The following is a 24,895-nucleotide window of genomic DNA, read 5'->3' on the forward strand; positions in this document are numbered from 1 at the left end:
GATAAAATTTTCCCAACTGTCGATCATATAATATATAAGAAGGATGAACAAATACATTTGTATTAATAACAAAACAGAAATTTAGCATTGGAATAATAAAAATTCATTCCATGAGAAGAATAAATTCTGGTCAGTAAACAAAAGTATTTGAATTGAGCAATTAAGTATGCAGGTCGCTTATTTGAAAGAATATAGTTAGCCAGGTCCTCAAACACTTTAAAATAACAGTGATGGCAAAAATATTTGAAGAAGTCGAGTTATTTGATCCTATTTCGTTAGAAGAAATGGATAAGGTGAAACTAATGAACCGCACCGACACCAAATATTGGTTTCATATAAAAGAGCTCCATCGGTTGCTCGAAATGGTTAAGGCAGATTATTTTATTTTAAATATGCACAACGAGGTTGCGTTGCCTTACGAAACCGTTTATTACGACACAGATGTAAACAGTATGTTCATAGCCCACCACAACGGTAAATTAAATCGGTATAAAATAAGACGACGGAGCTATGTTTCCAGTGGTATTAGTTTTTTAGAGGTGAAATTCAAAAGTAACAAGGGCCGAACCATAAAAAAACGCATCTCAAGCGATTTCGAAGAACGTCGTTTCAATGAGGCTGAGGACACATTTATCCATGGCATCACACCTTTTACGGTTGAAAGTTTAAGACCCTCACTCATCAATAATTTTTCGCGCATCACCTTGGTTAACAGAAATTTTAAGGAGCGTTGTACCATCGATTTTAACCTGACTTTTAAAAGTGACAACCATCAGGTTGCGCTTAACAACCTGGTTATTGTTGAAATTAAGGCGGATGGTTGCTCCTCCGAATCATCGCTGGCCAGAGCGTTGCGTGATCAACGAATCAAATCCTCAGGATTCAGCAAATACTGCATCGGTCGAACCGTTACTGATTATTCTCTAAAACGAAATGCTTTTAAGGATAAAGTAAGGAAGATTGAAAAAACAATAAACACAACAGGATTGTATAACAATTAATTGAGAAAGATGAATATAACGGAAATGGTGGCCAATACATCGCAGCATGTAGTTCACGGCAATTTTGAGGCGTTGCTCAACTGGGCAGAAGACCTGCGCTTTTTAGACATTAAAATAATTAATGTGTCTGATTTTACAGAACTTGTTGTACGACTGGCATTAAATCTATTCGTAAGTTTTTTGGTTGTGCATTTTATGTATGCGCGTAACAGCCGAAGAAAAGATTTTTATTTTAGCTTCTTAGCAGTTGGTACCGTTGTTTTTCTATTGAGCTTTTTGCTTAACAGCGTTAAACTCGAATTGGGGTTTGCACTTGGTCTCTTCGCCATTTTTGGCATTATCCGCTACCGAACCGATGCCATTCCTATTAAAGAAATGACCTACCTTTTTATTGTTATAGGCATCTCGGTTATAAATGCTTTGGCCAACAAGAAAGTAAGTTATGTGGAGCTCATCTTTACCAACTCGGCTATTGTGTTTGGGTTATGGCTGCTCGAAAAGCGGTTGATGCTTAAACAGGAGGCATCTATAAAGCTTATTTATGAAAAGATTGAAAATGTGAATTTACAAAAGGAAGCGGTTTTAATGGCAGATTTAAAGGAGCGTACCGGTATTAATATTAGTCGTTTTGAAATTGTTAAGATTGATTTTCTTAAAGATGTGGCCCATATCATTCTCTATTACAATGTGAACGAAAAATATTAACACAAAACTCCACTTTTTATGAGAAGATTTCAGTCAAATAAAGTCAATTGCTTTTACGACCTTTTTAAAGATCCTTTTACTATGGTTAAATCAATTGTGCGAATTGCTGTTGTGTTGGTGTTTGTTCTGGCACCCCGGCAGGTTCAGGCGCAGGAGGTTAATAATGAACTTGAATACCGGTCAGGGATTGATTTAAGCTACAAACTCAATAAAAAACTGAAGGTTAGTTTTGTTCCCGAAATTCGGTTTGACGATAGTTTTGATTTCGATAAATACCTTTTCGAGGGCGGATTAACATACAAACCGTTGAAATTTTTGTCGCTTGAAGGAACCTACCGGTATACTGTTAATCCACGAACGGGCAAGGATACTGAGTATTCCAACCGATTTGGCTTATCGGCAAAAGCCGAAAAAGAATTGGGTCGTTTTGATGCCGGGTTTAAAATTAGGTATACCAATGATGCGGATGATGGGGCGTCGGACGATGAATTTTTTCGCTACAAATTGTCGCTTGGCTACAATATTCCAAAGAGCAAACTGACCCCCGAAATTGCCATGGAGGCTTTTCAACAGCTGGGAAATGACGGCGGTCTGTATAAAATGAGATTCTCGGCGGGTGCTGATTATAAGTTGTTTAAAAATAATTATCTGGGCCTGTCATACAAATTAGATTATTATCATACCGAGTATCTGAACAAGCATATAGTTTCACTTGGTTACAAAATTAAATTTTAGAAGTTGAAGATGTGAAACGGGCAGGATAGCCGTCTTTTACAAAGATGAATGATTATCCGGCGAGTTCCATGTAACATTAACAAACAAATTATAATTCATGAAAAGAATAAGTTTGATAGCAACGGCAATTTTTATTATGATGTTTAGCGCTTGTCGCGATGATGAAAATATCGTTTTAGATGAGGAAGAGGCTGAAGAAGAGGTTGTTGATACGGCTGATTATTCCGATTGGGACGATGCCACTCACAGTAAGAATGCTGAACTCAATTACGATGTGGTGTTTAACCAAAACGAAGTGTTACGTTTCGATATTACAATTGATCCCGACGATTGGTCGGAAATGCAATCAGATCTGGCTTCAATTTTTAGTTCTGGCAGTAGTCGGCCCGGACAGTCTCTCGACTTTGACAACCCTCTGTTTGTGCCCTGTTCATTTACCTTTAACGACACCGAATGGTACCACGTGGGTATTCGGTACAAAGGCAATTCAAGCCTGCAATCGGCTTATCAATCAGGTAATAACAAACTTTCCTTTAAACTCGATTTTGATGAGTTTGAAGATGATTATCCGGCCATTAAAAACCAGCGTTTTTACGGATTTAAACAGCTGAATCTTAATAATAACTACGACGACGCCTCGCTAATGCGCGAAAAAGTGGGTGCTGATCTGTTTCGTCAGTTTGGACTGGCTTCGGCGCAAACGGCATTCTGTGTGGTGTATATTGACAATGGCAGTGGTCCGCAATATTATGGCGTGTACACATTGGTTGAAGAAGTAGATGATACGGTGTATAAAACGCAGTTTGAGCAATCCTCCGGGAATCTTTACAAACCCGATGGTGATGCGGCTTCCTTTGCCAGCGGAACGTACGATACCGATGAATTCTATTTGAAAACCAACGAGGATTCGGCCAATTATTCGGATGTGAAAGCTTTGTACACTACTATTAACAGCTCCCTGCGCACGTCCGATGTTGAAACCTGGAAAACCAATCTCGAAGCTGTGTTTGATGTTGATGTTTTCTTAAAATGGCTGGCAGCTAACACAGTCATCCAAAACTGGGATACCTATGGTAATATGACTCATAATTATTTTTTATACAATAATCCCGAAACCAGTCAGCTTACATGGATTCCGTGGGATAATAACGAGGCTTTCCAAACCGGAAAACAAAACAGTGCATTGAGTCTTTCGATGAGTGAAGTGAGCAGTAGCTGGCCTTTAATAAAATACATTATTGATCAGTCAGAGTACAATGAGGTTTATGAGTCTTATTTACAGAAGTTTATTGATGAAGTGTTCATCCCTGATGAGATGATTAGTAAATATTCAGCCTACTACGATTTATTGAAAGATTATGCCTATGCTGAGGAGTCTGGTTACACCTATATTACTCGTGACAGTTATTTTGACTCAGCGGTCGAAACGCTTAAAACGCATGTTCAATCGAGAAACGATGCAGTGAGTTCATATCTGCAATAAAATATAATTATCAGCAACCCGGGGGAAAAAGAGATTGGCTTTTCAAGCCAATCTCTTTTGTTTATTACTGTTCGGGCTGCCATTGTTCTTCATTAATTTATTAGTCCTGAACGGGTATATTATAAACATGATGGGTGGCGCCCATTATGTTTTTTTATGCAAAAGACCAGGTCAGGCGAATTTTTAGCTTCGGTATGTAAACAAATTATTACTTTTATTCCTGATAAATAAAGAACTTCGCTTTTACGGGTTTTGAATGTATAAACCATGCCGTTTACGACTGACGAATATGCTGCTAATGCGTAATGGCTGGGATGACATCAACTGAAATATTGAGAACCGGTACCGTCCGTCATTTTTTGGCGGGAAATAATAGTTAACGTCAGATTTTTAAACAGATGAAGCGAACCATGATAAAGTATTTCTCACACAGGGAAATGTTTATACGGCGAGTTTCATATGACCATTAAAAGGAAAATTTATAAACACATTAAAGGAATAAGAAAATGAAAATTGTTGCCGACGATAAGATATTATATATCAAAGGGGCTTTGGAGCCCTATGCTGATGTGGTGTATAAAGAAGGGAAAGCCATTACGGCCGAAGATGTTAAGGATGCCGACGCGTTGTTGGTCAGGACCAGGACCAAATGCAATGGTGAATTATTGTCCGGTTCGTCGGTACAGATGGTGGCCACAGCAACGATAGGTACCGATCATCTGGATACGACATGGCTTGAGGGTGCCGGTATTGAGTGGGCCAATGCCCCGGGATGTAACTCCGGCTCGGTCCGTCAATATATTGCTTCCATATTATCGCATCTTATATTGGACGGGGTCAATCCGGCTAATACGACGCTCGGTATTGTAGGTGTTGGGATGGTTGGGTCAAAGGTCGCGCAACTGGCAGGTGCTTTAGGTTTTAAGGTGTTGTTGAATGACCCGCCACGGGCGCGTCGCGAGGGGGCCGATCTATTTACGCCACTACACGATCTGCTAAAGCAATCTGATATTGTCACTTTTCATACGCCATTGAATATGGCAGGGCCTGATAAATCTTTTCATTTGCTCGATTCATCGACGGTAAAGCTGTTAAAGAAAGGGGCGGTGGTTATTAACTCGTCGCGTGGCGAAGTGACGCAGACCGAAGCCTTGCTTCATGGTCTTGAGCAGGGTATTATTTCCCGATTGGTTCTTGATGTTTGGGAGAATGAACCGAATATTAACCCCGTTTTGCACGGTCGTGTATGGTTTGGAACGCCGCATATAGCCGGTTATTCGGCCGACGGAAAGGCCAACGGCAGTACGATGGCGGTGCAGGCGGTCAGCCGAAAGCTGAATCTTCCAACGGTTAACTGGCAGCCGTCGCACGTGCCAATGCCCGACAATACCACCATTCCGGCCCCCAATAGTATTGATACACCTCTTCAGATGGTTGCACAGGCCATTCTTGAGACCTACGATATTGCTGACGATTCGGAGCGACTGCGGCGCACACCAGATTTATTCGAGCAGTTACGGGGCAGTTATCCGGTAAGGCGTGAGTTTCAGTTGTGGAAAGTTGAAACACGACATAATTATCCGGCCGCAGCGCTTCGTCTTTTCAAGGATTTGGGGTTTCAATTGGTTTGACGTGATGAGGATGATGCCATACGCCTTGTAAATAATATTGTTCCAAACAGAAATGCGATGGAAAAATATCGCAATAAATACCGTATTCCTTCAGCCCGGTTACAACATTGGGATTATGGCACCAATGGGGCCTATTTTATAACCATTTGCACCGCGCATCGCCGGCATTATTTTGGCGCAATTGTTCAGAAAAGATTAATTGCATCAGAATTGGGTATATTGGCCCAACAATATTGGATGGAAATCCCCAATCATTTTTCATTTATTGAATTGGGTCGTTTTGTCGTAATGCCCAATCACGTGCATGGTATTTTAATTGTTGATAAAAAAATGAACGTATCAACCGACGTTCCACCCGTTTCGCCAACCCCACCACCCGATGTGCCAACCCCGGCCCCGCCCCCGACCAATAAAACGGGTGGTTTTGCCGGAAACAAAAATCCAATGATTCATGAAAATATATCGCGAATTATCCGATGGTACAAAGGACGATGTTCATTTGAAATGCGAAAAATAAATAACGGTTTTGGGTGGCAAACGCGTTTTCACGATCATATCATTCGTAACCATGCCGAATACAAACGTATTGACCAATATATTGCCAATAATCCCGCGAAATGGGATGATGATACGTTTTATATCGAATAAATGAATGTGGGATATTTGAAATCGTGAACCATCATTCAATACCACAAAATGGTGATGATTGTAATGATAACGCCCAGCAAAAAACCGGTATATATTTGTGATGGTTTATGGGCTCCCAGTTCCAGACGGGCCGAGGCGGTGATACCTGCAACCATCAGCAGCAGTATCAGATAAAGCGTTAAATCGAGGTTATAACGGATTGACAAGGCTATAATTAAACCGACGATGCCACCTATGCCCAGCATGTGAAGACTGATTTTCCAAAAGGTGGTAATAATGGCCGATATCGTTATTGCCAGCAGTGAGGCGAATAAGAAATGATTGATGACCCCCGATAATCCCATTTTTCGCAGTAGAACCAATCCCAGGTAGTTGAATACGGCGGTGACGACCAAAGGCAAAAGCCGTTCGCGGGCCGTCTGCATGTTAAACGTTTGTATGATGCGAAACTGGTAAAACAACGGCAACAGCGATGCAGGCAGAATTAATGTGGCAAGCAGTACCGTGATATATATGACCCGCTGTGCGTCGAAGGATAAGAATGACAGATGCGTCCCCGAATTAAAGATGATGAAAATGCCCAGCAGTGGCATCAGCATTGGATGAAACAGAAATGATATAATCCGGCTCAGTGATTTCATGTTATGATTTAAAGTTCTTTTCTTAATCGTGCAACGGGTATGTTTAGTTGTTCCCTGTATTTGGCAACGGTTCGTCGGGCTATATTATATGATTTCTCTTTCAGTATTTGTGCCAATCGATCGTCGGTCAGCGGTTTGTGTTTGTCCTCATTGGAAATGCACTCTTCCAGTATCTTTTTTATTTCGCGGGTACTCACCTCTTCGCCGCTATCGGTTTGTAGTCCTTCGGAGAAGAAGTATTTTAAAGGGAAGATGCCAAAATGTGTTTGTATGTATTTGCTGTTCGACACCCTCGAAATGGTTGAGATGTCGAGGTTGGTGATGTCGGCAATGTCTTTTAAAATCATGGGGCGCATACGGGTTTCATCCCCTTCAACAAAATAGTCTTTTTGATAGTTGAGGATGGCTTCCATCACCGTCATAAGGGTGTTTTGTCGTTGTTTAATGGCATCGATAAACCATTTTGCCGAGTCCAGTTTTTGTTTGACAAACATCACCGCATCTTTCTGTTCGCGGCTTTGATTTTTTTTGTTGGACTGGTATTCGCTGAGCATCGTGGAGTAGGTGTTACTGACGCGAAGCTCGGGTATATTACGTGAGTTCAGGCTTAACTGAAACTGGCCGTCTTCCACCTCCAGAATGAAATCGGGAATGATGAGCTGGACGGCTTTGGTCATGGGGTTACTGTACGAACCACCGGGTTTGGGGTTGAGTTTAAGAATCTCGTCCATGGCATCTTTCAGATCATCATCATCAAGATGCAGACGGCGGGCTATTTTGTCGTAGTGCTTACGTGTGAATTCCTCGAAATGATGTTTCAGAATCAGGTAAGCATTGGCCACAACCGGATTTGTCTGGTCTTTTTTTGCCAGTTGAAGCAACAGACATTCTTTCAGGTCGCGGGCACCTACGCCCGGCGGGTCAAAGTCCTGCACCACTGCCAGTATCTCAAGTGCTTCGCGTTCGCTGATCTCCAGGTTTTGAGAAAAAGCCAGATCGTCAATGAGCTCATCTACTTCGCGGCGCAGATAGCCATCTTCATCAATATTCCCAATGATGTATTCCGCAATGTTGCGTTGACGTTCGTTGAGAATTCTCAGTCCCAGCTGGGCAATGAGGTTTTCATGAAATGTGGTGCCATTTGAAAACGGAATGTCTTCCTGCTTATCGTCCTTGGAATAGTTGCGTGCCTGTAATTTGTATGCCGGGATGTCGTCGGTACTGATGTAATCGTCAAACGAGATTTCATCTTTTTCTTCTTTGGGCTCACGTTCTTCAGGTTCCTCGTCGCCATATTCCGTACGCTCGTTATTTTCGTCGGCATATTCCAAAACAGGGTTACCCTCCATTTCTTCCTTGATGCGTTGCTCAAGTTGAAACGTTGGTATCTCCAACAACTTAATCACCTGTATTTGCAGTGGCGATAGTTTCTGAAGCAATTTTTGTTGTAGACTCTGTTTTAGCATAAGTGATTTTGTATTGATGCCTTATCCCTGCAACAAAAATACTTTAATTTCGCTAATTAGGAAAAAAGAGAGGGGTTAAGACGTGGGAATATTCCTTAATGTCAATTTTTAAGGTGGAGGCAATCGCAACGTCATTCAAAATTTATGGCACCTTCATTAAGGTCGGGTTTTTAGCAGGCACCGGTTTTGTTGGATGAAAAAGGATGTTTTGCTACTATCAATAATTTTTTTTATTTTCAAAAGAATCTTTCTTTGTATTCATGATATTGTGTTGATGTAGTTGCCTGATACGATTCGTAATTTTAAAAAGTTGTTTGAGTGACCTTTCGGAGGCCTTTGTTTACGGGGCTTTCACGAGGGGGCAAAAAGTATTGATACTTTTGCCCAAAAGGATCAATACTTTTGCCTGAAAGTATCAATACTTTTCCCTAAAAGTATCAATACTTTTTATTGAAAGTATCGATACTTTCTTTTGAACGGATCAGGACTCTTTTTTTGGCCATTTAAAAAGTGATTGAAATTTGTTCTTTTTTGTGTTAAAAAATGGCTGTTTGATGTCTCGATATGTAACGTGAATTTATAAAACGGAATTTAGGGGTTTGTTGTATGTTGCCTTTTGGGAAGAAATAAATACACACTCATCAAAATGGATTAATGTATGGAAAGAAACCTGTTGGGGTTTTAACCGACGGATGAATGTGGCATTTCTTTGGTACTAACAGCAGTCATAGATGTATCTTCCGATTTTATCGGCCGACCAAAATTTTAAAGCGGATCCACATCGGCTGCAACAGCCACATAGCGCCATCGTTGTTGCGACAGAATGGTGTTGATGCAGTTTTGCATGAGTTGTTTCGATTTAGTGACCGATGCTTTGCGTTCCATCTTGAGCATGATTCGTTCCAGATACAGATCCTGGATCTTATTGATGGGTGGCATCTGAGGTCCTAATACGCGGCTGCCAAAGACTTTTCGTAATTCGTTGCCCAGCGCTACCGCAGCCTGGTGGGTCACATTCTGATTTTTATGACGGATGGTCAGATGCACCAGCCGGTAAAAGGGCGGGTATTTGTAAGCCTGACGTTCCTCAATTTGTTGTTGGTAGAAAGCGGCAAAGTCGTTGCGTTTAACAAAATCGATGACCGGATGTTCGGGGTTGGATGTTTGCAGAACAACGGTGCCCCGGCGGTTTTTGCGTCCGGCACGGCCACTAACCTGTGCCATCATCTGGAAGCTGCGTTCAAAAGCGCGGAAATCGGGATTGTTAAGCATTCCGTCGGCGTTGAGAATGCCCACCAGGCTGACGCGGTCAAAGTCCAGTCCTTTGGTGACCATCTGGGTGCCAACGAGTATGTCCATCTCTCCGTTTTCGAAGGATGAAATGATATTTTCGTAGCCTTTTTTGCTGCGTGTGGTATCTAAATCCATACGAGCCACCCGAGCTTCGGGAAACAATTGTTGTATTTCTTCTTCTACTTTTTGTGTGCCAAATCCGCGCAGTTCCAGCGATGGGTTGCCGCAGGCGGGACACGTGGTGAAGGTGGGGGTTGTGTAACCGCAGTAATGGCACACCAGATGATTGAGATGTTTATGGTAGGTGAGGCTCACGTCGCAGTGGGGGCATTTGGGGATGTGTGCGCACATGGTGCATTCCAGATAGGGTGCAAATCCGCGCCGGTTTTGAAACAGTATCACCTGTTCCTTGCGATTGAGGGCCGTAGTCATGGCTTCTGTCAGGGCCGGACTGAACAAGCCCTTCATGGTTTTTCGGCGGCGGGCATCGCGGGTATCAACCACCACTATGTCAGGGAGCTCAATGCCTTCGTAGCGGGTTGACAGCTCCACCAACTTGTATTTGCCCGTTTGGGCATTGAAGTAACTTTCGATGGACGGCGTGGCGGTGCCTAACAGTACATTGGCATTGAACTGCCGGGCCATCACCAGCGCCACATTACGGGCGTGGTAGCGCGGTGCCGGGTCGTATTGTTTAAAGGAGCTTTCATGTTCTTCATCCACAATGATGAGCCCCAGATTGGTGAATGGCAGGAAGATGGCCGAGCGGACGCCTAACACCACTTCGTAGCCATTGTGCTGAAGCAGGTTGTTCCACACTTCCACCCGTTCGGCATCGCTGAATTTGGAGTGGTAAATACCCAGTTTATCGCCAAAATGAGCTTTCAGACGGCTGGTGATTTGGGTGGTGAGGGCGATCTCAGGCAGCAGGTACAGTGCCTGCCGTCCTTGTTTTATTGCGTCGTCGATGAGGTGAATGTACAATTCAGTTTTCCCGCTGGAGGTCACGCCGTGAAGTAACACCGGCCGGTTTTCGTTAAACCCTTCCTTAACTTCATTGAGCGCTGTGTTTTGTTCGTCCGACAGCGGTTTTTTATCTTTTAACGTGTTCTCCCAATTGTCGAGACGTGATACCACGTGCTGGCTTTGCTGTAATATCTCTTTTTTAATGAGTTCGGCAATGGGAGCCGCGCTGCTGTCGCTGGCTGTCAGTAATTCTTTTTTTGCTATTTCACCTCCTTTTAATGCGGACTCCACGCCGCCGGACTTCTGCAAAAACGTCATAAGACAATGAAGTTGTTTGGGCGCCCGCTCCAGTTGTTCAAACCGAAGGCGTAAATCGTTTTCGTTATGAATGCCCGGGTGAAGCGATAAAAAAGGTTCTTTTTTGGGGCGATAGGATTGTTGTATGCGTTCGTTTACGAATACCGCTTCCAGTTCAATGAGCTGTTTTACTATGGGGTAGCTGTTTTTGAGGCCGGTAACATCGTTGATTTCCTGTATGGAAGCCTGTTTTTTACCGGAAAGAAAATCGAGTATTTCCGATTGTTTATTTGATAGCGGGCTTTCGGCCTCAAAGTCGGAATTGCAGGCAATGCGTGTTTCGCTTTCGAGTTTGAGACCCGATGGCAGTGCGGCTTTGTACACTTCGCCCAATGTGCATTGGTAATAGTCGGCAATCCACTGCCACAGTTGTAATTGGTCGGTTGTTATGACCGGCGCATCATCGAGCACCGACAAAATGGGTTTGGTTTCGTAGGCTTCGGGCGCTTTGTTGTGCAGACTGAATACCACGCCCGATAGCATTCTTTTTTTCCCGAAGGAGACCACCACGCGGCAACCGGTCTGAACCTCATTTTTGAGTTCAGACGGTATTTCATAAGTGAATAATAGTGGAAGAGGAACAGGTAAAATAATATCGGCAAACATATAATTTTTTTTAACCAGCACAAGCCTTGAAACTCCAACTGGACTTGATGATGTAAAGATATAAATATTGTAAGGATTCTTACTTTAAAACATGTGGCGTTGCTGATGAATCCTTTTAGGTGTTTTGTTTATGCGGTTGTACGTCAGAGTGATGCTGTTGTTTTGTTGTTAGTGTAAGACGCGGGTGCTGTTGCAGCAATGTTGTTTGTTGGTAAACTTATATTCCCGTTGTTTGTTTTTTGTTTCATGAGGGTTGATTTTGAAAGGAAACAGTGAAAATTGGTGTGTTGGTCACCAAAAAAGAGCTTTTCGTCAACATACATGAAAAAGATTGAGAAAACATTACGTAATTGTAATGGGTAAATTGTCATAATTTCATAGAACGAAAAGTTACACAGCCTTAACATTCTCTTCAAATGGAATTGTTTTTGGAGAAGTATCTTTAACAACGCTAAAACGAACGACCGGGATGTAAAAAGTTAATTATCAATCTGCAAAATTCCTGTACTATGACGAACTTCCGTTTTGAAAATCAGATTGACCAGAATGCCGTGCTTACGGAAGATACGCTTAATGAAAGAATTATTAAGCTTTGGTCAAAAGAGACGCTCTCGAATGAGCGTTTTTATCAAACAGGCTACGAAACGATATTGTATAACCAGAGCCATTATTATGCCATAGAGACGGTGATAACGTCGGTTTTGCCATGGGATAAGGAGCTTTTACTTATAGGTTCGTCGGAGGCTTGTGTGGTTTTGAAGGAATTGGTGCAGAAGCATGCTATAGCCGGTCATTTAATGAGCGACGAAACCATCAACACCACCAATGTTGCCAATGCTTTGCAGTTTTATCCTGAAATTTCGCATGTATTGATTCATATTGAATCGGCCGAATGGCTGGAACAATTTGCCATCGGCGATATTTTGAAGGCGATAATTCTGGCGGGTCGCGAGATAATTGTTAGTTGCGATGCTTCTGTTACGGGATTGGATGATGTTGTTAAAAGTATGATTGCCTATTTGGTGGGGCCGTTTGACGCCAGTGATGCGCAGTCGTTTGTGGTTGCCCGGCGCAACAAGCTGGTACAGACCGAAGGCAATGCCCGTAGCTTGCATTACGATTTGTATGCCAACTGGCAGTGGTCGATGCGCAAACGTACGTCGGTGATTGAGCCGATGGTGTTTCAATGAAAGGTAGATTATTTTTTCTTGAATATAGCAGAGCGCCTCATTTTGAGGCGTTTTTTTTTGTGCCGATAACGGGGTGCTGTTTTTTTTTGCGTGAGGGATTGGAGTGAAAAGCCCACAGCGGTTGTCTGCCCGATGTGTGATATGAAGCCAAAACCATGATGTGCGGTTATTTTAGTGACGAAGTGGTGATTAGCGAGGACTTGCAACGTAAAGCCCGACCCGAGGAACGAGGGGCACGCCCTGCAAAGGAATGACGTATAACCGTTTTATGAGGTTTTAAAAGGATGACGTTTGAAACCGGGGGTTGGACGGAATATCTTTTAGGGCGTAAATGGAAGGTTTTTGCCGGTGGGTTTTAATTTTGAATAATTTGGGTTTATCTTTGCAATTTATTTGTAGTGAACTGAAGGCTTGAAATTTTTACAATTTATTATACAATGAGTCATCTTGAGTTAAGTGAGCAGGAGCTTGTCCGCCGCGAGAGTCTTAAAGAATTGAACCGTTTGGGTGTGGAAGCCTATCCGGCAGCCCAATACCCGGTAACGCATTATACCGATGAGGTGCTTGCCAAATTTGATGCGTCGCCCGACGATTTTAAAGAGGTGTGCATGGCGGGCCGTATTATGGGTCGCCGAATTATGGGTAGTGCCTCGTTTGCCGAGATTAAGGACAGTAAGGGTCGGATTCAGATTTATGTGCGACGGGATGATATTTGTGCCGGCGAAGATAAAACCATGTATAACAAGGTTTTTAAGCGCTTGCTTGATATTGGTGACTTTATTGGCGTTAAGGGACATGTTTTTAGAACCCAGACGGGCGAGATTTCGGTGCATGTAACAGAACTTACCGTGCTGTCGAAATCGCTGAAACCGCTGCCGGTGGTCAAAGAGAAGGATGGCAAGGTGTACGATGCCTTTACGGATGCCGAACAGCGGTACCGGCAACGTTACGTTGACCTGATTGTTAACGATCAGGTGAAAGATGTCTTTATAAAAAGAAGCCGGATTATAAATACCATGCGTGAGTTTTTTAATGAGCGTGGTTATCTGGAGGTTGAAACGCCTGTTTTGCAGCCGATACCGGGAGGTGCTACTGCGCGTCCGTTTATTACGCATCATAACGCACTTGATATTCCGTTGTACCTGCGTATAGCCAATGAGCTGTATCTGAAACGTTTGATTGTAGGCGGTTTTGAAGGGGTGTATGAATTTGCCAAGGATTTTCGTAACGAAGGAATGGACAGAACCCATAACCCTGAGTTTACGGTCATGGAAATTTATGTGGCTTATAAGGATTACCGCTGGATGATGGATTTCACCGAGGAAATGGTTGAGAAGGTGGCAATGGCGTTACATGGCACAACGCGCCTTCAGGTGGGCGATAAGGTGATTGATTTTAAGCGGCCGTATAAACGGGTGACGATGATTGATGCCATTGCCGAACATACAGGAATTGATATTTCGGGTATGGATGAGGCGCAGCTTCGTGAGGTTTGTAAAAAACTGGACATTGAAGCCGACGACACCATGGGCAAAGGAAAGCTGATTGATGAGATTTTTGGTGCTAAATGTGAAGGTAATTATATTCAGCCTACATTTATTATTGATTATCCGGTTGAGATGTCGCCGTTGTGTAAGAAGCATCGCGATAACCCGGAACTGACCGAGCGTTTTGAGCTGATGGTGAACGGTAAAGAGCTGGCAAATGCTTACAGTGAGCTTAACGATCCCATTGATCAGCTGGATCGTTTTCAGCAGCAGTTACGCTTGTCGGAGAAAGGCGACGATGAAGCCATGTTTATTGATATGGATTTTGTACGTGCGCTGGAATACGGCATGCCTCCTACTTCGGGTATGGGGATTGGTATTGACCGGTTGGCAATGTTTATGACCAACCAGAGTTCTATTCAGGAAGTGCTGTTGTTTCCCCAGATGCGTCCGGAGAAAAAGCCGGTGGTTGATGGTGATGATAAGTTTACGGCGATAGGCATACCGACCGACTGGGTGGCTGTGGTACGTAAAGCCGGATTTCAGAAGGTGAAAGATTTAAAAGATTTGAATCCCAATAAATTACATCAGGACTTGTGCGGTCTTAATAAAAAGCATAAAATGGAATTAACAAACCCTTCGAAGGAAGATGTAGCGGGTTGGTTAGCTAATTTAAATGCATAAATTATGGACGTAACAACGTCGCGAATAGGGATAATCGGAAGCGGGAGCTGGGCAACGGCTATCGCGAAAATGGTGCTGATAAATGAGACTCATATTTATTGGCATTTCAGAAATCCCGATAGTATTAAGCAGTTTGAGAAACTCAAACACAATCCGAATTATCTTCAGTCTGTAATTTTTGATACCGAAAGGATCACGTTTACGACAGACATAAATGAAGTGGTGAGGAATTCGGATGCTCTGATATTTGCCAATCCGTCGGCTTTTTTGAAAGGCATGGTGTCGGCATTAACAGAGCCGCTGACCGATAAATTTATTGTCTCGGCGATTAAGGGACTGGTGCCCGACGAAAATCTGGTGGTGGGTAGTTATTTTCATAAGTTTTATGATGTGCCATTGAATCAGATTGCTGTAATATCGGGTCCTTGTCATGCCGAAGAAGTGGCGCTGGAACGTTTGAGTTATCTGACTATTGCCTGTCAGGATGTGAAAAGAGCGCGTGATTTTTCGTCAAAGGTGCAGTGCAGCTTCATTAAAACAACCATTACCGACGACATTTACGGAACAGAATATGCGGCCGTGCTGAAAAATGTGATGGCAGTGGCTTCGGGTGTTTGTCATGGACTGGGATATGGCGATAATTTTCAGGCGGTACTTATCAGTAATGGTATTCAGGAAATAAAACGTTTTGTGGATACGGTACATCCTATTATGCGCGACATCAAAAGCTCGGCCTATCTGGGTGATCTGCTTGTAACGTGTTACTCGCAGTTTAGTCGTAACCGCACTTTCGGGACTATGATTGGCAAAGGCTACTCGGTAAAAAATGCCCAGTTGGAGATGCTTATGATTGCTGAGGGGTATTATGCGGTGAAAAGTATTAAGGAGATTAATGATAAATATAAGGTGAATATGCCCATCACCGATGCGGTGTATAATATTATATATGAAAAAATTTCGCCGGCTATTGAGATTAAATTACTAACCGATTTGCTGCGTTAGTAGTGGCGTGGCTGACTTTGGCAGCCCGGTGTGAAGCTCTTTTTGTGGCAGAATGTTTTTGATAGCCGGGGCAACCGGTTGACGATGTGATAGCTGTTTGTATTTGCTCTTTTACATCGTGGCTTTGAAAATAGAAATTACAACTAAAATATACTCTATATGCAAAAAATTACCATCGACATTTCGAAAGCTGAAAGCTTCCTGTCGGCCGGAGCCGTAAAGGGTCTGGCAAGTAATGTGCTATCGCAACAGCAAAAATTACACGACAAATCGGGCGCCGGCAATGATTTTTTGGGCTGGCTCGATCTGCCTTCTTCCATTGCTGCTGATCATTTAACCGCTATTAAGGAAACAGCTGCTCGTTTGAGTGCTCAATCGGAGATTGTGGTGGTGACCGGTATCGGCGGCAGTTATCTGGGTGCGCGCGCCGTTATTGACGCGCTGTCTGATTCGTTTGATTTGTTACGTACCAATCGTAAAGCTCCGGTTGTTGTATATGCCGGTCAGAATATCGGAGAAGATTACACCTATGAATTGTTAGATCTTTTGAAAGATAAGGATTTTTCGGTGGTGGTGATTTCAAAGTCAGGAACGACAACCGAACCGGCTTTGGCTTTTCGTTTGTTGAAAGGCTTGCTGGAGAAGAAATATGCGACTGATGAGGTTAAAAATCGCATTGTGGCTGTCACCGATAAGAGTAAGGGTGCATTGCGCACTTTGGCCGATCGCGAAGGTTATCAGACTTATGTGATACCCGACGATGTGGGTGGCCGTTACTCGGTACTGACGCCGGTTGGTTTGTTGCCCATAGCTATTGCCGGGGTTGATATTGAGCAATTGGTTCAGGGCGCCCGCGATATGGAAGCAGCTACTGCTCCCAACGTGGCTTTTGAAGAAAACCCTTCGGCTGTTTATGCGGCTGTTCGTAATTTATTGTATCAGCAAGGTAAGAAGACTGAGATTGTGGTGAATTTCAATCCCAAATTGCATTTCCTTTCAGAATGGTGGAAACAGCTTTTTGGTGAGAGTGAAGGTAAAGATAATAAAGGCATTTTCCCCGCAGCTGTTGATTTTACCACCGATTTGCATTCTATGGGTCAGTGGATACAGCAAGGCGAACGTAACATCTTCGAGACGGTTATTTCCATTGAGAATGTCGATAAAAAAGTGGAGGTTCCTACCGATAAAGATGATATGGATAAATTAAATTTCCTGGCCGGGAAGCGTGTTGACGAAGTCAACAAAATGGCTGAGCTGGGAACTTTGATGGCTCATGTGGATGGCGGGGTGCCTAATATTCGTATTTCAGTGCCTCAGTTAAATGCTTATTATCTGGGTCAGCTGATTTATTTCTTTGAGAAAGCTTGTGGTATCAGTGGCTATGTGTTGGGCGTTAATCCTTTTGATCAGCCCGGCGTAGAGGCTTATAAGAAAAATATGTTTGCCTTATTGGGTAAGCCCGGCTTCGAAAAGGAAACCGCCGATATTCGTAAACGATTGTAAGTTTGAGAGGCCTCGTTGTTTAGTTGGCCTCTGCCGGAAAAATTCGATTGCTGCAATATGCTTTTCCTCAAATGATTATCTGCGGGAGTCAGCTCACATTTTTTTGATTATGCGAGTCTTGATTTTGAACATTTCCGGTGAAGTATTGTGTTATGGAATGACTGTAAAACAATGGGTTAATAAATATGACGGTGACCGTCGGGATAGAACCGGCGGTCACCGCTTTATTTATTCCTGTTCCAGTTCCATTAGAATTTGATCGCCAAATACTGCGTCGTTGGTCTTTATGTGAACGGCTTTTACTTTGGCATTACAGACCGCCAATACCTGATTTTGCATTTTCATGGCTTCCAGAATCAGCAGCGGTTCTCCTTTTTTTACGAGCGTGTCTTTGGTGACAAATACCTCGCATATTTTGCCCGGCATGGGCGACTTTAGAAGAAGCGTCTTGTCGTTGTCGCGCTCCGAACTGTTCATCGCTTTACGTTTAACCACGGCATCGGGCTCCACAACAAATTCATATCGGTTGCCATTTACTTCGACGGTCAGCCGGTTTTGTTTTTTGTGAACGAGTTCGCCGGTATAGGTTTGTCGACCTATTTTGACCTGGCATTTTCCATCTTCATCTTTATGGATTTCACGTTTCTTGCGTTTGCCAATAGTGAAGCCGGAAGTGGCAAAATAAAATTGTCGTGAACCTGTCACCACATATTTTTGTAATTTTTTCAATTCCATTTTTAAAAGAGTTTATTCCACATACGCGAAATCCAGGGCGTGGCATTTTCTGTTTTCATTTCGCCATAGCGGATGTTTTGCATCTCGTCGAGGTAGTATTGCAGGGCCATTAAAGCAGCCGCTTCTTCTTCATTGGCTTCCTGGTGAAAGGGCGTTTTCATACCGGCAATGAAGGCGGTGTTGAAATTACCGGATATAAAGCGGGGATCGTGTAACACGGCTTTGAAAAACGGGATGGTTGTTTTTACGCCTTTAATCCGGCTGCGTTCCATGATTTCAAGGGCGCGTTCAAGGGCTGCTTCCCGGTTGCGGCCCGAAACGATCAGTTTGGCCATGAGCGAGTCATACATCGAGGGTATGACAGATCCGGGTACAAATCCTGAGTCGACGCGCAGACCCGGATAAGCGGGGAAGTTCATTTCATCAATGATGCCAAAGTCGGGCGAAAAAGCAGCTTGCACATCTTCGGCATTGACGCGGAATTCGATGGCCCACCCTTTCTTTTTGACGTCTGATTGCTTAAATGTTAGTGGTTCACCACAGGCGGTACGTATCTGCCATTCAACCAGATCGAGACCGGTGATGGCTTCTGTAACAGGGTGTTCCACCTGTATGCGGGTATTCATCTCCATGAAATAGTGCTGTCCTGCCTTATCCAGCAGAAATTCCACAGTCCCCAATGTGAAGTAACCTGTTTTTTTAACCAGCGCCAGGGCGTCGGCCGTCATTTTTTTTCTTAATTCGTCTGTCAGCGCCGCAGACGGAGCTTCCTCCAGCAATTTCTGATGATTGCGCTGAATGGAGCATTCCCTTTCGAACAGATGGACGGCATTTCCATGTTTGTCGGCCAGTACCTGTACTTCAATGTGACGGGGTTCTTCAACATATCTTTCAATGAGCATGGCGCCATTGCCGAAGGCATTTTTAGCTTCGTTAACGGCCATTTTATAGGCACTTTCGAGTTCTTCGGGTTGATGCACGATGCGCATGCCTTTACCGCCACCGCCGGCAAGGGCTTTTAAAATGACCGGATAACCCGTCTCTTTTATTACCTGTCGGGCTGCTTCTATTGATAAAATGGGTTGGTCGCTGCCTTTTACAACGGTTAAGCCTGTGTCAATGGCTATATGCCGGGCCTGATTTTTATCGCCCATTTGTTCAATGAGTTGCGCGTCGGGGCCAACGAAGACAATGCCGGCTTCGTTGCATAGCTTAGGCAATAAGGGGTTTTCAGAAAGAAAACCATAGCCGGGGTGAATGCCTTCTATCTTATATTGCTTCGCATAAGCTACAATTGCTGCTGCATCTAGAAATATGGAGCGCGAAACGTTTTCGTCGGGCAGAACAATCACTTCGTCGGCCCAACGCAGGTAAACGGCATTGGCTTCCTGTGGTGTTTGAAAACAGAAAGTTTTTATATCCATTCGGTTGGCTGTTTTCAGCAACCGGATGGCTATTTCCCCTCTGTTGGCAATTAATAATGATTTAATCATGGTCTCCATTTTTGATGTTATAAAGGCATATTGCCATGTTTTCGCGGCATTTTATCCATGTATTTGTTTTGTAACAGATCAAAAGCCGAGATGAGTTTGCGTCGGGTAATGGCTGGGTCAATGACCTCGTCGATGTATCCGTATTCATCGGCGATATAAGGATTGGCTGTTGTTTCGCGATATTCTTTGATCAGCTGTTGTTTTAGTGTTTCGGGATCCTTGCTTGCGGCGAGTTCTTTACGGTGCAGTATTTTTATGGCCCCTTCGGGTCCCATCACCGCCACTTCGGCCGTAGGCCATGCAAAATTAAAGTCGCCACCCATGTTTTTGCTGTTCATAACAATATAGGCGCCGCCATAGGCTTTACGTGTTATGACGGTTATTTTTGGTACTGAAGCTTCGCCAAAGGCATAGAGTAGTTTGGCGCCATGACGAATGAGGCCAGCCTGTTCCTGTTCGGTGCCGGGCAAAAAGCCGGGAACATCTTCCAAAACCAGCAAGGGGATGTTAAATGCGTCGCACAAGCGAACAAAGCGTGCGGCCTTGACCGACGAGTTGACATCGAGAACGCCGGCAAGCACTTTGGGCTGGTTGGCCACGATGCCAATAACCTTTTTGTTGAGGCGGGCAAAACCGGTGATCATATTCATGGCGTAATTTTCAGCCACTTCAAAAAAGCTGTCCTGATCCACCAGATTGTCGATTACATTCAGCATATCGTATGGAACAGTATTCTCGTCGGGAATAATGAGGGATAGCTTTTCGGGTCTGGGAGGTTCTATACATTCATTGCCTGTTGACGGGGGCAGCTCGATGTTGTTGGATGGCAGATATTGTAATAGTTTACGTACGCCCATTAGGGTAAATTCTTCATTGTCGTAAACGAAATGAGCTACGCCGCTTTTGGTGGTGTGTATGTCGGCGCCGCCCAATTGTTCGAAGGTGACGTCTTCGTTTAATACTTCTTTAACGACTTCGGGACCCGTGACAAACATTTTGGACGTGTAACGCGTCATAAAAATGAAGTCGGTGAGGGCTGGAGAATATACCGCCCCGCCTGCAGCAGGGCCCAGAATGACCGATATTTGCGGAATGATGCCGGAGGAACGTATGTTACGCAAAAAGATACCACCGTAGCCCGACAAACTGCCGATACCTTCCTGAATTCTGGCGCCACCGGAGTCGATGAGGCCCACAATAGGATGTCCCATTTTTCGGGCCATGTCCTGAACTTTCATGATTTTAGCGGCGTGCGCTTCGCCTAATGAGCCGCCTAAAAAACAGAAATCCTGGGCGTAACAAAATACTTTGCGGCCATTCACCAGTCCGTGACCTACAATAACACCGTCGCCGTAGGCTGAGTCTTTGCCGTCGCGGGCACGTACAAAGGCATCCAGTTCTTCAAATGTGCCGGCGTCAAATAAAATTTCAATTCTTTCGCGGGCGGTTAATTTTCCTTTTTGATGTTGTCTTTCTTCGTAACCGGCGCCGTATTGCTCCTCCAGTTTATTGCGCCGGTCCTGAAAACGGATAAATGCACTTCTGTTGTCTTGTTGCATCGGTTCTGTTTTAGTATTTATTGCTTGTCAGAAAAGTTTGATTTCTGGTTTACGCTTGTCCTAAGAATGGTTACTTACGGCGGTAAACTGCCATTTTTCGGACTTTGTAAGCCTCTAATCTGAACGTTTCTTATTAAGCACTCATTTTCTTGTTTATGCTATTTAATTGTCCGGTCATCTTTAAATTATCCCGTTAAAATCTGTGTCCGGGGATGTCTGTAAAGTCAAACTTTTGCGTTGCAGATGCACACAAAATGGCACTTACGAAAAGGAGACGCCTGTTTTCGGGGTGTCGTAAGTCTTTGACCTGAATCTTATAATTCAAAAATCAGACATTCTGTCGGCAGTATCTTCCAAGCCTATGTTTTCATGCACAGGCTACACGTCAGTCTATATGTCTTTTTTAATACTGAGATAGTCATTTCTTTATTAGAAGGAGTTGGGCGAGCGTGTATTTGCTATTGCTTTATCCCGCGAAGGCAACTGCCTTTATATATTTTGTTGATATAGTTTAATTTATACGTTATGCTTGCCATGAAAACAGTTGTTTACGAAAAGTAAACGCCTTGATTTTTATGGCTTCGCAAGCCTTGTATTTGAACTTTATATTTCAAACACTTGGTTTATGGACAGGCTCTATTTACGTTTGCTTCTTATATTTCACCTTTCCATCTGTCTTCATATCAGTTTGAAATTGTTAGTTCATGGTTTCTGATTCAATCGCTATGGTATTATTTGTTTTGTTGATTACTAACAGAAATCAGGTAACTGAGGCATGTCTTACAACTGCGGTATTGGATCTTACAGTTGTGCGGCAGCTTTACACTGTCAACTAATTTTCTGTTAAACCCGTGTTGTAGGGAGTGTTACTTCAAAATAGTATTGAACGTAGGTGCAAATATACGATTATCGAAAGTAACGCAAGTCTTTTGTCCCATAAAACATAGGGGTTACTGGCCTTGTAGGCTTTGATTGAGCTGATTTTTTGTTAATTACGTCAATTGCTGATTTTTCATTTTAAATGTTAATTTTTATTGTTGTATGAACACAGCGACCTCTTTGTTCAGTTTGTTTTTAATGGACTTCGTCTCTTCGTGAGGATATGCTGACAATGAAGGGTTTGCAGTGAGACGTTTGAATCGGAAATGGTTTTGGCTATTTAGAGTCTGTCTATAAAGTTCAACTTCTGCGTTACGTTTGCTCTCAAAATGGTCATTTACGGGAGTAAACTCACATTTTTCGGACTTCACAAGTCTTGAATTTGAACTTTATATTTTAAACACTTAGTTTATGGACAGGCACTATTTAGTGTTTGTAAGAAATGTGATATTTCTGCGTTACGGTTGTCCTCACAAAGGTCATTTTATATAAAAATGTTTTTTCTAGTTTCATAAGCCTTGAGTTTAAAGCGGCGGACTTTATGCACCAGTGCTATTACAGATGACAAACCCCGTTAAGCAGTAGTTGCTCAACGGGGTTTCATTTTATATTTAGTGTTTGCGAAGATAGACCAACTTCGGTGTTATGCCTGCACTCAAAATGATTAGTTACAATAGTCTATTTATATTTTTTGAGTTGTGCAAGCCCTGAAAATGAGGGTTTGTTATCTGTCTCCCCAGTTTTCGGACAAACACTATATTATGTAGATGTTATAAAAACATGAGAACCATTATTTGTGCCAGCAGTACGCGTAAAAACATAACCAATGGGTAAACAGTGGCATAAGCTGTTGATTGTGCCTGACCGGGAACGATTGAATTGGCAAATTCCAGTGCCGGTGGATCGGTCATTGATCCGGCCATCATTCCGCAAATGGTAAGGTAGTTGATTTTCATCAGGCGGGCAATAATGCCAATGATAAGTAGCGGGATAAAAGTGATTGCTGCACCATATAGCATCCAGGTGTATCCGCCATTAACAATGGTTTCGATAAAGTGTTCGCCCGAAGATAAACCGACGCAGGCCAGGAACAGAACAATTCCTAATTCACGGATGAACAGGTTGGCACCTGGAGTCATATAGAAGTTCACTTTTCCGATTCGGCCTTTATGACCAAGAAACAGAGCAATGACCAGAGGACCACCTGCTAACCCCAGTTTTGCCGGTGCCGGTAGACCCGGGATGGCTATGGGAATACTCCCTAGAATAACACCTGCCAGAATACCAATCAGAACGGGGATAATGTTAGGATGTGATAATTCTTCGGTTGAATTACCCAGGAATTTTGCTGCTTCGGCCAATGACTTACGTTCTCCTACAATACGCACGGTATCGCCAAAATCCAGCGAATCTTCTTCTGTGGCCATAAATTCTGTTCCGGCCCGGTATATACGTGTTATATTAACGGGGAAACGGCGGGACAGACCTATTTGACTAATCGTTTTGCCAGCCAGTTTCTTGTTGGAGAAAACAACATGCATCATACCAAGGTTACCTGTAACTTCTATGTTGCCGGTTTTTGATAAGGACCCTACTTTCAGCTCCAGCGTTGGGAAGTTGTCTTCGGTTGAAACACCATATAAATAATCGTTTTCGCGTAGTATCTCATCTTCGTCGGGCATGAAGAATTCGCCGTCGCGGTACAATCGTGATAACCTAAACTCATCATTCAGGGTAGAGCGCATAAAAGCAACTGTTTTGCCTACCAGTGCCTGATTGATAATTTTGAGATTGATGGCCACTGGTTTGCCCGACAGTCCTGATACTTCTTTTTGATATTTGGCTGTTTCGTCTTTAACCGAGATACGGAATAATACCCGAAGTAATAACATGGTCAGTATAATGCCGATGATGCCAAAGGGGTAGGCAACCGCATATCCCATACCTGCAACCTGAGCCAATTCGCCCGAATGGCCTATTTGTTCGGTAATGACCTGTTGGGATGCGCCAAGACTGGGTGTATTGGTTACTGCTCCGCACATCACTCCGACAATGACCGGTATTGGTAAGTTAAAGGCAATTTTTAAAACCACGGCAACCAATATTCCCAGAACGACAATTCCGGCAGCCAGGAGGTTTATTTTTAGGCCGTTGTTGCGAAGCGATGAAATAAACCGGGGGCCTACTTCTTGTCCGATAGAATAAACGAACAGGATAAGTCCGAATTCTTTCACGAAATGGAGCATTTCGTGATTGGCTTCAGCGCCCAGATGGCCTAAAAATAGCCCGGCAAACAGAACGCCTGCAATACCTAATTTTATGCGAAATATCTTTATTTTACCAATAAGGATACCCGCAATTCCCACAAGGCTCAGAAATACGAGCGTTGAGGGCACGCCACTCTGCGTGAATAGCTTAATTAATTCCATTGTGTTTGGTTTATGATGAGGTTTTGTTTTTTTTAACAATTAGGCGCGAGGATTTTTATTACCTGACACGTTGCTGATTTGTTTTTTTCATTTTGGTCTTGGTTGCATCGTAACGGGTAAGCCGTTGTTCTTGTGATTCTTTTTGTTATACGAAATGTTATTTATGTCGATTTTTCTTGCGTAGCAGTTGATTGCAATTGTAGTTTTTTTTAAAGATGTTTTAAGTTTTCGTTGTAAAATCACGGCAACAAAAATACGATAAAGATGTTCAAAGCTTGTTTTTTACCTGTTTAAAACTTTATTATAAATGTTAAATAATGATTTAATTTCAGGCGTTTTTGTTTTGAATGTTAAACTTCATTAATGTCTTACTAGCTCCGGGTTTAAGATATATTTCGTATA

The 24,895-nt window shown here is 43.2% G+C and carries 17 protein-coding genes; 10 read left to right on the forward strand and 7 right to left on the reverse strand.

Features of this window, described 5'->3' with window-relative positions:
• The first annotated feature begins 230 nt into the window (after positions 1-230).
• The 6 genes from ACT3CD_RS01120 to ACT3CD_RS01145 all read left to right on the forward strand — a co-directional run bounded on the left by ACT3CD_RS01120 (position 231) and on the right by ACT3CD_RS01145 (position 6,203).
• Positions 231-1,001: a polyphosphate polymerase domain-containing protein gene (locus ACT3CD_RS01120; protein ID WP_444642112.1), complete on the forward strand. Its 771-nt coding sequence runs from the start codon at positions 231-233 to the stop codon at positions 999-1,001.
• Positions 1,002-1,010: 9 nt separating this feature from the next.
• Positions 1,011-1,706 (forward strand): DUF4956 domain-containing protein, encoded by a 696-nt coding sequence (locus ACT3CD_RS01125; protein WP_444642113.1) that lies wholly within the window; start codon positions 1,011-1,013, stop codon positions 1,704-1,706.
• Positions 1,707-1,724: 18 nt separating this feature from the next.
• The gene (locus ACT3CD_RS01130) at positions 1,725-2,441 is read left to right on the forward strand and encodes a DUF2490 domain-containing protein (RefSeq protein ID WP_444642114.1); all 717 of its coding nucleotides are present in this window, start codon (positions 1,725-1,727) and stop codon (positions 2,439-2,441) included.
• 97 nt (positions 2,442-2,538) lie between these two features.
• Entirely contained in the window at positions 2,539-3,924 is a 1,386-nt protein-coding gene (locus ACT3CD_RS01135) for a CotH kinase family protein (protein WP_444642115.1), read from the forward strand.
• 506 nt (positions 3,925-4,430) lie between these two features.
• A complete protein-coding gene (locus tag ACT3CD_RS01140; RefSeq protein WP_444642116.1) occupies positions 4,431-5,555 on the forward strand; it encodes a 4-phosphoerythronate dehydrogenase in 1,125 nt (374 codons plus the stop codon).
• 57 nt (positions 5,556-5,612) lie between these two features.
• Positions 5,613-6,203: a transposase gene (locus ACT3CD_RS01145; RefSeq protein ID WP_444642118.1), complete on the forward strand. Its 591-nt coding sequence runs from the start codon at positions 5,613-5,615 to the stop codon at positions 6,201-6,203.
• A gap of 35 nt (positions 6,204-6,238) precedes the next feature.
• Here the strand turns inward: ACT3CD_RS01145 and ACT3CD_RS01150 are convergent, their stop codons facing one another.
• The 3 genes from ACT3CD_RS01150 to priA form a co-directional block, all read right to left on the reverse strand.
• A complete protein-coding gene (locus ACT3CD_RS01150; protein ID WP_444642120.1) occupies positions 6,239-6,844 on the reverse strand; it encodes a PAP2 family protein in 606 nt (201 codons plus the stop codon).
• A gap of 8 nt (positions 6,845-6,852) precedes the next feature.
• Entirely contained in the window at positions 6,853-8,310 is a 1,458-nt protein-coding gene (gene rpoN / locus ACT3CD_RS01155; protein ID WP_444642121.1) for an RNA polymerase factor sigma-54, read from the reverse strand.
• Positions 8,311-9,075: 765 nt separating this feature from the next.
• Complete coding sequence (gene priA / locus ACT3CD_RS01160) at positions 9,076-11,532, reverse strand: replication restart helicase PriA (protein ID WP_444642123.1); 2,457 nt, start codon at positions 11,530-11,532, stop codon at positions 9,076-9,078.
• 509 nt (positions 11,533-12,041) lie between these two features.
• On the opposite strand from priA, the gene ACT3CD_RS01165 reads away from it, so the two are divergent.
• From ACT3CD_RS01165 to ACT3CD_RS01180, 4 genes are all read left to right on the forward strand, one after another.
• The gene (locus tag ACT3CD_RS01165) at positions 12,042-12,722 is read left to right on the forward strand and encodes a hypothetical protein (protein ID WP_444642125.1); all 681 of its coding nucleotides are present in this window, start codon (positions 12,042-12,044) and stop codon (positions 12,720-12,722) included.
• 437 nt (positions 12,723-13,159) lie between these two features.
• Complete coding sequence (gene lysS / locus ACT3CD_RS01170) at positions 13,160-14,893, forward strand: lysine--tRNA ligase (RefSeq protein WP_444642126.1); 1,734 nt, start codon at positions 13,160-13,162, stop codon at positions 14,891-14,893.
• Positions 14,894-14,896: 3 nt separating this feature from the next.
• On the forward strand, positions 14,897-15,895 hold the full coding sequence (locus tag ACT3CD_RS01175; RefSeq protein WP_444642128.1) for an NAD(P)H-dependent glycerol-3-phosphate dehydrogenase: 999 nt from the start codon (positions 14,897-14,899) through the stop codon (positions 15,893-15,895).
• A 159-nt stretch (positions 15,896-16,054) separates the two neighbouring features.
• The gene (locus ACT3CD_RS01180; RefSeq protein ID WP_444642130.1) at positions 16,055-17,398 is read left to right on the forward strand and encodes a glucose-6-phosphate isomerase; all 1,344 of its coding nucleotides are present in this window, start codon (positions 16,055-16,057) and stop codon (positions 17,396-17,398) included.
• Positions 17,399-17,626: 228 nt separating this feature from the next.
• Here ACT3CD_RS01180 and ACT3CD_RS01185 read toward each other — a convergent pair whose 3' ends face one another.
• The 4 genes from ACT3CD_RS01185 to ACT3CD_RS01200 form a co-directional block, all read right to left on the reverse strand.
• Positions 17,627-18,133: a biotin/lipoyl-containing protein gene (locus ACT3CD_RS01185; RefSeq protein WP_444642132.1), complete on the reverse strand. Its 507-nt coding sequence runs from the start codon at positions 18,131-18,133 to the stop codon at positions 17,627-17,629.
• A 2-nt stretch (positions 18,134-18,135) separates the two neighbouring features.
• Positions 18,136-19,626, reverse strand: a complete 1,491-nt coding sequence (locus ACT3CD_RS01190) for an acetyl-CoA carboxylase biotin carboxylase subunit (protein ID WP_444642134.1) — start codon at positions 19,624-19,626, stop codon at positions 18,136-18,138.
• A gap of 17 nt (positions 19,627-19,643) precedes the next feature.
• Positions 19,644-21,185 carry an acyl-CoA carboxylase subunit beta gene (locus ACT3CD_RS01195; RefSeq protein WP_444642136.1) on the reverse strand — a complete coding sequence of 514 codons (1,542 nt, stop codon included), beginning with the start codon at positions 21,183-21,185 and terminating at the stop codon, positions 19,644-19,646.
• A 1,649-nt stretch (positions 21,186-22,834) separates the two neighbouring features.
• Entirely contained in the window at positions 22,835-24,493 is a 1,659-nt protein-coding gene (locus ACT3CD_RS01200) for a putative transporter (protein WP_444642138.1), read from the reverse strand.
• Between the last annotated feature and the right edge of the window lie 402 nt (positions 24,494-24,895).

Source organism: Geofilum sp. OHC36d9, assembly GCF_052400685.1.
In the GTDB taxonomy this organism is placed as follows: Bacteria; Bacteroidota; Bacteroidia; order Bacteroidales; family Marinilabiliaceae; genus CAZHHH01.

What these genes read in the sequence shown, in the direction of transcription:
- ACT3CD_RS01120 (WP_444642112.1), top strand. Translation starts at nt 231, where the DNA reads ATGGCAAAAATATTTGAAGAAGTCGAGTTATTTGATCCTATTTCGTTA.
- ACT3CD_RS01125 (WP_444642113.1), top strand. Translation starts at nt 1,011, where the DNA reads ATGAATATAACGGAAATGGTGGCCAATACATCGCAGCATGTAGTTCAC.
- ACT3CD_RS01130 (WP_444642114.1), top strand. Translation starts at nt 1,725, where the DNA reads ATGAGAAGATTTCAGTCAAATAAAGTCAATTGCTTTTACGACCTTTTT.
- ACT3CD_RS01135 (WP_444642115.1), top strand. Translation starts at nt 2,539, where the DNA reads ATGAAAAGAATAAGTTTGATAGCAACGGCAATTTTTATTATGATGTTT.
- ACT3CD_RS01140 (WP_444642116.1), top strand. Translation starts at nt 4,431, where the DNA reads ATGAAAATTGTTGCCGACGATAAGATATTATATATCAAAGGGGCTTTG.
- ACT3CD_RS01145 (WP_444642118.1), top strand. Translation starts at nt 5,613, where the DNA reads ATGGAAAAATATCGCAATAAATACCGTATTCCTTCAGCCCGGTTACAA.
- ACT3CD_RS01150 (WP_444642120.1), bottom strand. Translation starts at nt 6,844, where the DNA reads ATGAAATCACTGAGCCGGATTATATCATTTCTGTTTCATCCAATGCTG.
- rpoN (WP_444642121.1), bottom strand. Translation starts at nt 8,310, where the DNA reads ATGCTAAAACAGAGTCTACAACAAAAATTGCTTCAGAAACTATCGCCA.
- priA (WP_444642123.1), bottom strand. Translation starts at nt 11,532, where the DNA reads ATGTTTGCCGATATTATTTTACCTGTTCCTCTTCCACTATTATTCACT.
- ACT3CD_RS01165 (WP_444642125.1), top strand. Translation starts at nt 12,042, where the DNA reads ATGACGAACTTCCGTTTTGAAAATCAGATTGACCAGAATGCCGTGCTT.
- lysS (WP_444642126.1), top strand. Translation starts at nt 13,160, where the DNA reads ATGAGTCATCTTGAGTTAAGTGAGCAGGAGCTTGTCCGCCGCGAGAGT.
- ACT3CD_RS01175 (WP_444642128.1), top strand. Translation starts at nt 14,897, where the DNA reads ATGGACGTAACAACGTCGCGAATAGGGATAATCGGAAGCGGGAGCTGG.
- ACT3CD_RS01180 (WP_444642130.1), top strand. Translation starts at nt 16,055, where the DNA reads ATGCAAAAAATTACCATCGACATTTCGAAAGCTGAAAGCTTCCTGTCG.
- ACT3CD_RS01185 (WP_444642132.1), bottom strand. Translation starts at nt 18,133, where the DNA reads ATGGAATTGAAAAAATTACAAAAATATGTGGTGACAGGTTCACGACAA.
- ACT3CD_RS01190 (WP_444642134.1), bottom strand. Translation starts at nt 19,626, where the DNA reads ATGATTAAATCATTATTAATTGCCAACAGAGGGGAAATAGCCATCCGG.
- ACT3CD_RS01195 (WP_444642136.1), bottom strand. Translation starts at nt 21,185, where the DNA reads ATGCAACAAGACAACAGAAGTGCATTTATCCGTTTTCAGGACCGGCGC.
- ACT3CD_RS01200 (WP_444642138.1), bottom strand. Translation starts at nt 24,493, where the DNA reads ATGGAATTAATTAAGCTATTCACGCAGAGTGGCGTGCCCTCAACGCTC.